This window comes from Mycobacterium sp. 852002-51163_SCH5372311 (assembly GCF_001667115.1).
In the GTDB taxonomy this organism is placed as follows: domain Bacteria; phylum Actinomycetota; class Actinomycetes; order Mycobacteriales; family Mycobacteriaceae; genus Mycobacterium.
Window position 1 is genome coordinate 20,870 of record NZ_LZIJ01000176.1, and the last position, 9,902, is coordinate 30,771.

Below are 9,902 nucleotides of genomic sequence, written 5' to 3' on the forward strand. Positions count from 1 at the left end.
GTGGAGGGTGTTGATGACATCAGCAGGTGGGTTGCCCCCGGGCGGTTACCCGGGCGCGGGCGCCCATGAGGCAGGCGCAGGTGGCCCGGGTGGCGCCGACGGGTTGGCCGCCGAGGTACACACACTGGAACGGGCCATCTTCGAGGTCAAGCGGATCATTGTCGGCCAGGACCAGCTCGTGGAGCGGATGCTGGTCGGGCTGTTGTCCAAAGGCCACGTGTTGCTCGAGGGTGTGCCCGGCGTGGCCAAGACGCTGGCGGTGGAGACCTTCGCACGCGTGGTCGGCGGAACGTTCTCGCGCATCCAGTTCACCCCCGACCTGGTGCCGACCGACATCATCGGTACCCGCATCTACCGGCAGGGCAAGGAGGAGTTCGACACCGAGCTCGGGCCTGTGGTAGCCAACTTCCTGCTCGCCGACGAGATCAACCGGGCACCGGCGAAGGTGCAGTCGGCGTTGCTGGAGGTCATGCAGGAACGCAAGGTGTCCATCGGCGGTAAGACGTTCCCGCTGCCCAACCCCTTCCTGGTGATGGCCACGCAGAACCCGATCGAGCATGAGGGCGTGTACGCGCTGCCGGAGGCGCAGCGCGACCGCTTCCTGTTCAAGATCAACGTCGGCTACCCCTCGCCGGAGGAAGAGCGCGAGATCATCTACCGGATGGGTGTGCGCCCGCCGGAGCCCAAGCAGATCCTGAACACCGGTGACCTGGTGCGGCTGCAGGACGTCGCGGCCAACAACTTCGTCCACCATGCGCTGGTCGACTATGTGGTGCGGGTCGTCTTCGCCACCCGTAATCCCGAGCAGCTGGGCCTGAACGACGTCAAGAGCTGGATCGCGTTCGGTGCGTCCCCGCGTGCATCGCTGGGCATCATCGCCTCCGCGCGGTCGCTGGCGCTGGTGCGAGGCCGCGACTACGTCATTCCGCAGGACGTCGTCGACGTCATTCCCGACGTGCTGCGCCACCGTTTGGTGCTCACCTACGACGCACTCGCCGACGAGATCTCGTCGGAGATCGTCATCAACCGGGTCTTGCAGACCGTCGCCATGCCGCAGATCAACGCCGTTCCCCAGCAAGGGCATTCGGTGAGTCCGGTGATGCAGACCGCGACCGCCGCAACCGTCGCCGGTCGGTGACGGAATCCAAGGCGCCGGCGGCGAACGCGGCTCGTCATCCGCCGTCGATGCAGCGCGGCGATATCGATGACCCGAAGCTGGCGGCAGCACTGCGCACCCTCGAGCTGACCGTCACGCGCAAGCTCGACGGCGTCCTACACGGCGATCACCTGGGCCTGATCCCGGGCCCGGGTTCGGAGCCGGGGGAGTCACGCCTGTACCAGCCCGGCGACGACGTGCGCCGGATGGACTGGTCGGTGACCGCGCGCACCACGCATCCCCACGTTCGGCAGATGATCGCCGACCGCGAACTGGAGACCTGGCTGGTTGTCGACCTGTCGGCCAGCCTGGACTTCGGCACCGCCTTCTGCGAGAAGCGCGACCTGGCGGTGGCCGCGGCGGCCGCCATCAACTTCCTCAACAGCGGTGGCGGTAACCGGTTCGGTGCGCTGATCGACAACGGGGCGACCATCACGCGGGTGCCGGCCCGCAGCGGACGCCAGCATCAGCACACCCTGCTGCGCACCATCGCGACGATGCCCAAGGCGCCGCCGGGAGTGCGCGGTGATCTGGGCAGGACCATCGACGCGCTGCGCCGGCCCCAACGCCGCCGCGGCATGGCCGTCATCATCAGCGATTTCCTGGGCCCGATCAATTGGACTCGTCCGCTGCGCGGGATAGCCGGACGGCACGAGGTGCTGGGCATCGAGGTGCTCGATCCGCGCGACGTCGAGCTTCCCGATGTCGGGGAGGTCGTCCTGCAGGACGCCGAGACCGGAGTCACCCGCGAGTACACCATCGACGCGCAATTGCGTGACGACTTCGCCAGGGCCGCCGCGGCTCATCGTGCCGAGGTGGCGCGCACACTGCGCAGCTGCGGTGCGCCACTGTTGACGCTGCGCACCGACCGGGACTGGATCGCCGACATCGTCCGTTTCGTCGAGTCCCGCAGGCGTGGGGCATTGGCGGGACGCCAGTGACGCTGCCGCTGCTCGGACCGATGACGCTGTCCGGCTTCGCGCACCCGTGGTATTTCCTGTTCCTGCTGGTGGTCGTGGGCGTCGCCGTGCTGTACGTGGTGATGCAGCTGGCCCGCCAGCGTCGGATGCTGCGGTTCGCCAACACCGAGCTGCTGGACAGCGTCGCCCCCAAGCGGCCCAACCAGTGGCGGCACGTGCCGGCAATCCTGCTGGTGTTGTCGTTGCTGCTGTTCACCATCGCGATGGCGGGGCCGACGACCGACGTCCAGATTCCGCGCAACCGTGCGGTGGTGATGCTGGTGATCGACGTGTCGCAGTCGATGCGTGCCACCGACGTCGCACCCAACCGGATGGCTGCCGCGCAGGAGGCTGCCAAGCAGTTCGCCGACGAACTGACCCCGGGTATCAACCTCGGGCTTATCGCGTATGCGGGCACCGCGACCGTGCTGGTGCAGCCGACCACAAACCGCGGCGCGACCAAGGCCGGCCTGGACAAGTTGCAGTTCGCCGACCGCACCGCCACCGGGGAGGCCATCTTCACCGCCCTGCAGGCCATCGCGACGGTTGGCGCGGTGATCGGCGGCGGCGACACGCCGCCCCCGGCGCGCATCGTGTTGTTCTCCGACGGCAAGGAGACGATGCCGACCAACCCCGACAACCCGAAGGGCGCCTACACCGCCGCGCGTACCGCCAAGGATCAGGGCGTGCCTATCTCGACGATCTCGTTCGGCACCCCCTACGGGTTCGTCGAAATCAACGACCAGCGTCAGCCGGTGCCCGTCGACGACGAGACGATGAAGAAGGTGGCCCAGCTTTCCGGCGGTAACGCCTACAGCGCCGCGACTCTGCAGGAGTTGAAGGAGGTGTACGCGACGCTGCAGGAGCAGATCGGCCACGAGACGATCAAAGGCGACGCGAGCGTCGGCTGGCTGCGATTGGGCTCGCTGGTGCTGGCGCAGGCAGCGTTGGCGGCGCTGTTGATCAACCGCCGGTTGCCCAACTGAGCCCCCCTGCGGCCGGGCGTAGGCAACGTTCGTATTCCTGGGCATTGGGTGCCGGGCGCTGGGTGTGAAGCCAGGGCTTTGGTTGTGACCTACGGCGCCGATTCGACGTTTTTGCCCGCCCAGGATTCACGGCCAACGCCATAGATTCACGGCCGGAGCCGTCTGGCGTGGGCAAACCAACACACGTGGACGCGAATCGGCCACCCCGCGAGCCGATTGCAGTCCCCCCGCGCCGGGACGATAGGTTGTCGGGGTGACTGAGACAGCCACCGAAACTGCTACCGACACGGCCGGAGGTAGGCCGCCCTTCGTATCCCGCTCGGTTCTGGTGACGGGCGGAAACCGGGGGATCGGTCTGGCCATAGCACAGCGGCTGGCCGCGGACGGTCACAAGGTGGCCGTCACGCACCGCGGGTCCGGGGCGCCCGAGGGGCTGTTCGCCGTCGAGTGCGACGTCACCGACAACGAGGCCGTCGACCGCGCCTTCAAGGAGGTCGAGGAGCACCAGGGTTCGGTCGAGGTGCTGGTGGCCAATGCCGGGCTATCGGCAGACGCTTTCCTCATCCGGATGACCGAGGAGAGATTCGAAAAGGTCATCGACGCCAACCTCACCGGGGCGTTCCGGGTGGCCCAGCGGGCATCGCGCAGCATGCAGCGAAAGCGGTTCGGCCGAATGATTTTCATAGGTTCGGTATCCGGCACCTGGGGCATCGGCAACCAGGCCAATTACGCAGCCTCCAAGGCCGGCGTGATCGGCATGGCCCGCTCGATCGCCCGGGAGCTGTCGAAGGCCAACGTGACCGCGAATGTCGTTGCCCCCGGCTACATCGACACCGACATGACCCGCGCGCTGGATGAGCGAATCCAAAAGGGGGCACTGGAATTCATCCCGGCGAAGCGCATCGGCACCGCCGCCGAGGTCGCCGGCGCTGTCAGCTTCCTGGCCTCTGAGGATGCGAGCTACATCTCCGGTGCGGTCATCCCGGTCGACGGCGGCATGGGCATGGGCCATTAACACACAAGGACGGATATGACAGGACTGCTCGAAGGCAAACGGATCCTGGTCACCGGGATCATCACCGACTCGTCGATCGCATTTCACATCGCCCGAGTGGCCCAGGAGCAAGGCGCTCAGCTGGTACTGACCGGCTTTGACCGGCTCCGGCTGATCCAGCGCATCGTGGACCGGCTGCCGGAAAAGGCGCCGCTGCTGGAACTCGACGTGCAGAACGAGGAGCATTTGGCGACACTTGCCGACCGGGTCACCGAGGTGATCGGAGAGGGCAACAAGCTCGACGGTGTGGTGCACTCCATCGGCTTCATGCCGCAGACCGGGATGGGCATCAATCCGTTCTTCGACGCGCCCTATGAGGACGTCTCCAAGGGCATCCACATTTCGGCCTACTCATACGCCTCGCTGGCCAAGGCGCTGCTGCCGATCATGAACCCCGGCGGTGGCATTGTCGGCATGGACTTCGACCCGACCCGGGCCATGCCGGCCTACAACTGGATGACCGTCGCCAAGAGCGCGCTGGAATCGGTCAACCGGTTCGTGGCCCGCGAGGCGGGCAAGTACGGTGTCCGCTCGAATCTCGTTGCGGCAGGGCCTATCCGGACGCTGGCGATGGCCGCCATCGTCGGTGGTGCACTCGGCGACGAGGCCGGCGCCCAGATAAAGCTGCTCGAGGACGGCTGGGACCAGCGGGCGCCGCTGGGCTGGAACATGAAAGACCCGACGCCGGTCGCCAAGACGGTCTGCGCGCTGCTTTCGGACTGGTTGCCGGCCACCACGGGAACCGTGATTTTCGCCGACGGCGGTGCGGCTACCCAATTGCTGTAGCCGGCAATGCTTTTCGATGCCGTCCTGTTGCTGTCCTTCGGCGGTCCGGAGGGCCCAGAGCAGGTGCGGCCGTTTCTGGAGAACGTCACCCGGGGCCGTGGCGTGCCCGCCGGGCGGCTTGACGCCGTGGCCGAGCACTACATGCATTTCGGTGGCGTATCACCGATCAACGGGATCAACCGCGCGCTGATAGCAGAACTGCGGTCAGCCCAGGACCTGCCGGTGTACTTCGGCAACCGCAACTGGGAACCCTACGTAGAAGACACCGTTACGGCCATGCGTGACAACGGTATTCGCCATGCAGCGGTTTTCACCACGTCAGCGTGGAGCGGCTATTCCAGCTGCACGCAGTATGTCGAGGACATCGCCCGGGCCCGTCGGTCGGCCGGCCCGGATGCGCCCGAGCTGGTAAAGCTGCGGCCGTATTTCGACCATCCACTCTTTGTCGAGATGTTCGCCGAAGCGATCGCCGCGGCCGCCGGAACCGTGCCCGCCGATGCGCGGTTGGTGTTCACGGCACATTCCATTCCCGTAGCCGCTGACCGGCGCTGCGGCCCCAACCTCTACAGCAGCCAAGTCGCCTATGCCGCAAGGCTGGTCGCGGCGGTTGCGGGATACGCCGACTACGACCTGGCCTGGCAGTCGAGATCTGGCCCACCGCAGGTTCCCTGGCTGGAGCCCGACGTTGCCGACCATCTCGCGGCGTTGGCGGATGCGGGAACGAAGGCCGTAATCGTCTGTCCCATCGGCTTCGTCGCCGACCACATCGAGGTGGTCTGGGACCTCGACCACGAGCTGCGATTACAGGCCGAGGCGGCGGGCATGGCGTTCGCCCGTGCCGCCACACCCAACGCCGATCGCCGATTCGCCGCGCTGGCTGCGGATTTGATCGACGAGCTGCGGAGCGGCCGCGCACCGACCCGGGTCAGCGGGGCCGATCCGGTACCCGGGTGTCTGGCCAGCAGCAACGGTGAGCCATGCCGTCCACCGCACTGCGTCGCGGAGGTCGGGTGAAGCGGGTCGCCACCATCGAGTCCGGGACGTCGCTGATGTAGTGCCGTCGCTGGGTGTGAAGCGTTGGCGACGAGTGTGAAGCGTTGGTGTTCGGTGTGAAACCAGGGCGAGAAAATCGCCCAGATGTCGCCCTGGGTTCACCCGGAAAGCCCTGGGTTCACGCCGAAAGCCCTGGGTTCACACCGAAAGCCCTGGGTTCACACCGAAGCACACCGAGTGCCTTGTTTCGACCCCGAGCACCTTTCATCCCGAGCGTCGAATCAGCCGGTCCAGGCCGAACGCAGAATTGCGCTGACAGCCGCCATCCGCGCCGAACGCACCACGGCCGCAAGCGGTCGCAGCGCATCACTGGCGATCTGCGTTTCCGACGAGGAATTTCCCGTCGGCAACCGGCTCAGCCCGGCGCTTACCGCGATGATCGCGTCCACGTGCGAGGCGTTTTCCAAAACTCGCAATGCGCGTGGCGATGCATGGTCGGGAATCCGGTGTTGCCGCGAGGATTCCAGCATCTGCTCGACCAGGCCCCGCGGGTCGGCGACGTCGCTCGCGGCACACCCCAGCCCGATGCTGCCCAGGGCGTCGGCGGCCGAGCGCACCGCCGAGCGCAGCGCGTATTCCGCGTCGCCCAGTTCGTAGTGCTCGTACGCGGACGCACCCGGCAGCGAGTACACCATCCAAGACAGGGCAGACAATTCGGGTGGATCGTCGCCGGAGCCGGCTTCGCAGTAGGTGAACTCGGGCACCAGTCCGATGGCGGTTGCCGCGTCGTCGGGATCGGTGACGATCACCGCCTCACCCACGGCAAGCGCGTCAAGCTCGAATTGCGTTCCCGGTGCTAGCCCGCGCACGTCACCGGGCACCGGCAACACGACATTCACGGTTCCGTGCGTCCGGGCTGGACCGACGGCTGCCCGCAGCGTCTGCAGCAGCGAGACGGTGCCGGCATCATGCACATCGGGCCAGGACAGTCCGATGTGGCCTGCGGCGACCGCATCATAAGCGGTCACCGATTGCGTTGGCGCCCAAAGTGATAAAGCGTCAAGGACGTCGTCGGGCGCGGCCTTGCCGGCCAGCCAGGCGTTGGCCCATAGCGACAGCGAAACACTTGGACACCACATGATCTCGCAGTGTAGTTGTTCGGCCCCGCAAAGGCTGATCACGCGTATTCTGACCGCATGCCCGTCGCGCTGATCTGGCTGATCTTCGCCTTGGTGCTCGCCGGTGCCGAAGCGCTGACCGGCGACATGTTCTTGCTGATGCTCAGCGGCGGCGCGCTTGCCGCGGCCGGGGCCAGCTGGCTGACTGACTGGCCGCTCTGGGCCGACGGCATGGCGTTCCTGGTGGTTTCGGTTCTGTTGCTGGCGTTGGTGCGGCCCACGCTGCGGCGGCGGCTTACGCCCGCGACGAAAATCCAGACCGGCGTCAAGGCGCTCGAGGGCAAGCAGGCGTTGGTGCTTGATCGGGTCGCCAGCCAGGAGGGCCAAGTAAAGCTTGACGGCCAAGTGTGGACGGCACGCCCGATGAACGAAGGCGACGTCTACGAGCCTGGCGAGTCGGTGACCGTGATCCACATCGACGGTGCCACCGCCGTGGTCTTCAAGAACGTGTAACCCTGCGAGAAAGGAACTTTGGTGGGTCCGGGTGGAACGCTTCTAGTGGTGTTTTTCGTCGTCCTGGTGATCTTCACGATCGTGGTGGTCGCCAAGTCGATTGCGCTGATCCCGCAGGCCGAGGCCGCGGTGATCGAACGGCTCGGCCGGTACAGCCGCACCGTCAGTGGGCAGCTGACGTTGTTGGTGCCCTTCATCGACCGGATCCGGGCCCGGGTGGACCTGCGCGAGCGGGTGGTGTCCTTCCCGCCGCAGCCGGTCATCACCGAGGACAACCTGACCCTGAACATCGACACGGTCGTCTACTTCCAGGTCACCGTGCCGCAGGCAGCGGTCTATGAAATCAGCAACTACATCGTCGGCGTCGAGCAGCTCACCACGACGACGCTGCGCAACGTGGTCGGTGGCATGACGCTCGAGCAAACCCTGACTTCGCGCGACCAGATCAACACCAAGTTGCGCGGCGTGCTCGACGAGGCCACCGGCCGCTGGGGTCTGCGGGTGGCGCGAGTGGAGTTGCGCAGCATCGACCCGCCGCCGTCGATCCAGGCCTCGATGGAAAAGCAAATGAAGGCGGACCGGGAGAAGCGGGCGATGATATTGACCGCCGAAGGCACCCGGGAGGCGGCGATCAAGCAAGCCGAAGGCAACAAGCAGGCGCAGATCCTGGCCGCCGAGGGCGCCAAGCAGGCCGCCATCCTCGCCGCTGAGGCCGAGCGGCAGTCCCGCATGCTGCGCGCTCAGGGTGAGCGCGCTGCGGCCTATCTGCGAGCGCAGGGACAGGCCAAGGCGATCGAGAAGACGTTCGCCGCGATCAAGGCCGGCCGGCCCACCCCCGAGATGCTGGCCTACCAGTACCTGCAGACCCTTCCGGAAATGGCGCGCGGCGACGCCAACAAGGTGTGGGTGGTGCCCAGCGACTTCAGCGCGGCGCTGCAGGGATTCACGCGATTGCTGGGCGCGCCGGGCGAGGACGGCGTGTTCCGGTTCCAGCCGTCTCCCGTTGACGAGGCGCCCCGCCATGCCACCGAAGACGATGACGCCGAAGTCGCGGACTGGTTCTCCACCGAAACCGATCCGGCGATCGCCCAGGCAGTGGCCAAGGCGGAGGCGATAGCGCGCCAGCACGTGGACGGACCGCCGGGAGTACCGCCGCAGCTGACCCAATAGGATTGCGCAATGAGTGCTTTGACTTCACCGAAAACCTATGCGGCGCTTGCTGCTTTCCAGGCGGGTGACGCGGTGGCTTGCGCAATTCCGCTGCCGCCCATCAAGCAGTCCTTGGACACGGTCGGGCTTCCGGTCAACGTGCGCCCGGTCCTGCCGGTGGTCAAGGCCGCCGCGGCAATCGGTCTGCTGTCGGTCAACCGGTTCCCCGCGTTGGCGAGGCTGACGACGGCATTGCTCACGTTGTATTTCGTTTGTGCACTCGGGGCGCACATCCGGGTGCGGGACAAGGTGGTCAACGCCCTTCCGGCGGCGTCGTTCCTGGCGCTCTTCGCGGCGATGACGGCGAAGGGTCCCGACACCCGCTGAGTTTGGTGCAACCAGAATCGCACGCGCGGGTGCGATTCCGCGTCTGCTCGCCCGGTCAGCCGTTCAGCGCTGACCGCTCGGTGGCGGTGTCGGCGACGCCGGTGACTGGCCGGGAACCGGCGGCGGGACCCCCGGCGCGCCCGGAGGAGGCCCGCCCGGCAACGGCGGCCGAGGCCCATGCGGGCCCGGCCCCATCGGCCCCATTCCTGGGCCGTTGTGCGGTCCGGCCATCGGTCCCGGCGGCCCGGGCGGCGGAAAGCCGAATTGCGGTGCAGCGGGCCCGAATCCGGGCGGCGGAGGAGGCGGCGGAGGCCCGAAGCTGAAGGCAAAGATCACCAGGGACGCGGTCGCCGTGAACAAAGCCCCCACGACGCCGCCTGCCACCCCGGCACCGACCACGACGCCCGTGGAATGGCGGCGTTTGGGCTTCGCGGGTGGGGCGGCGGCAGCGGGTGCCGGCTCGGCGGGCGGCTGCTGGGCGATGCTGGGTTGCTCGGTACTGGTTTGGTCGGAGGTCATGCGACTCCTCACGTCGTCGGTTTGTCGGCAATCGCGACGGTAGGAGCCGTAGTTGAAGCGAAGCTGAAGATTCAGGGGTGCTGTCCGGGTGGCGGGAAAGCCGGCGGCGGTAGCACACTCGGCCCCGACGACGGGATGGTTACGGCGGGCGGCGAGGACGGGATGTAACTGACCAGCGGCGTCGACATCGGCGCCGGATACGGCGGGGGTGGGAACTCGACGCGGACCTTCCAGGTGGGTCCGGTGACGGCGAACACGGCAAGCGCGCCGACCGCGGGAGCT

11 protein-coding genes and 1 pseudogene are annotated in these 9,902 nt (G+C 67.1%); 9 read left to right on the plus strand and 3 right to left on the minus strand.

Annotation, left to right across the window (positions count from 1 at the left end):
• Positions 1–13: 13 nt before the first annotated feature.
• The 6 genes from A5791_RS20470 (at position 14) to A5791_RS20495 (ending at position 5,955) form a co-directional block, all read left to right on the plus strand.
• A complete protein-coding gene (locus A5791_RS20470; protein ID WP_067240739.1) occupies positions 14–1,138 on the plus strand; it encodes a MoxR family ATPase in 1,125 nt (374 codons plus the stop codon).
• On the plus strand, positions 1,135–2,097 hold the full coding sequence (locus tag A5791_RS20475) for a DUF58 domain-containing protein (RefSeq protein ID WP_067240712.1): 963 nt from the start codon (positions 1,135–1,137) through the stop codon (positions 2,095–2,097). Before A5791_RS20470 ends, A5791_RS20475 begins: the two co-directional genes overlap by 4 nt.
• A complete protein-coding gene (locus tag A5791_RS20480; protein ID WP_067240714.1) occupies positions 2,094–3,101 on the plus strand; it encodes a VWA domain-containing protein in 1,008 nt (335 codons plus the stop codon). The genes A5791_RS20475 and A5791_RS20480 overlap by 4 nt, the downstream gene beginning before the upstream one ends.
• Positions 3,102–3,354: 253 nt before the next feature.
• The gene (gene fabG1 / locus A5791_RS20485; protein ID WP_067240716.1) at positions 3,355–4,116 is read left to right on the plus strand and encodes a 3-oxoacyl-ACP reductase FabG1; all 762 of its coding nucleotides are present in this window, start codon (positions 3,355–3,357) and stop codon (positions 4,114–4,116) included.
• A 15-nt stretch (positions 4,117–4,131) separates the two neighbouring features.
• Positions 4,132–4,941 (plus strand): NADH-dependent enoyl-ACP reductase InhA, encoded by an 810-nt coding sequence (gene inhA, locus A5791_RS20490; RefSeq protein ID WP_067240719.1) that lies wholly within the window; start codon positions 4,132–4,134, stop codon positions 4,939–4,941.
• Between the two features lie 6 nt (positions 4,942–4,947).
• A complete protein-coding gene (locus A5791_RS20495; protein WP_067240722.1) occupies positions 4,948–5,955 on the plus strand; it encodes a ferrochelatase in 1,008 nt (335 codons plus the stop codon).
• A 260-nt stretch (positions 5,956–6,215) separates the two neighbouring features.
• Here A5791_RS20495 and A5791_RS20500 read toward each other — a convergent pair whose 3' ends face one another.
• The gene (locus A5791_RS20500; protein WP_067240742.1) at positions 6,216–7,073 is read right to left on the minus strand and encodes a hypothetical protein; all 858 of its coding nucleotides are present in this window, start codon (positions 7,071–7,073) and stop codon (positions 6,216–6,218) included.
• 57 nt (positions 7,074–7,130) lie between these two features.
• Between A5791_RS20500 and A5791_RS20505 the strand changes: the two genes are divergently transcribed.
• From A5791_RS20505 to A5791_RS20515, 3 genes are read left to right on the plus strand one after another with little or no spacing between them, the layout of a single operon-like run.
• Positions 7,131–7,565, plus strand: coding sequence for an NfeD family protein (locus A5791_RS20505; RefSeq protein WP_067240725.1), 435 nt, complete (start codon positions 7,131–7,133; stop codon positions 7,563–7,565).
• Positions 7,566–7,610: 45 nt separating this feature from the next.
• On the plus strand, positions 7,611–8,735 hold the full coding sequence (locus A5791_RS20510; RefSeq protein WP_067240727.1) for an SPFH domain-containing protein: 1,125 nt from the start codon (positions 7,611–7,613) through the stop codon (positions 8,733–8,735).
• Between the two features lie 9 nt (positions 8,736–8,744).
• Entirely contained in the window at positions 8,745–9,101 is a 357-nt protein-coding gene (locus A5791_RS20515) for a DoxX family protein (protein ID WP_067240729.1), read from the plus strand.
• A gap of 63 nt (positions 9,102–9,164) precedes the next feature.
• Here the strand turns inward: A5791_RS20515 and A5791_RS26165 are convergent, their stop codons facing one another.
• The gene (locus A5791_RS26165; protein ID WP_082967044.1) at positions 9,165–9,620 is read right to left on the minus strand and encodes a hypothetical protein; all 456 of its coding nucleotides are present in this window, start codon (positions 9,618–9,620) and stop codon (positions 9,165–9,167) included.
• Positions 9,621–9,691: 71 nt separating this feature from the next.
• Positions 9,692–9,902 (minus strand): annotated as a pseudogene (locus A5791_RS26890) (hypothetical protein); the annotation flags it as partial.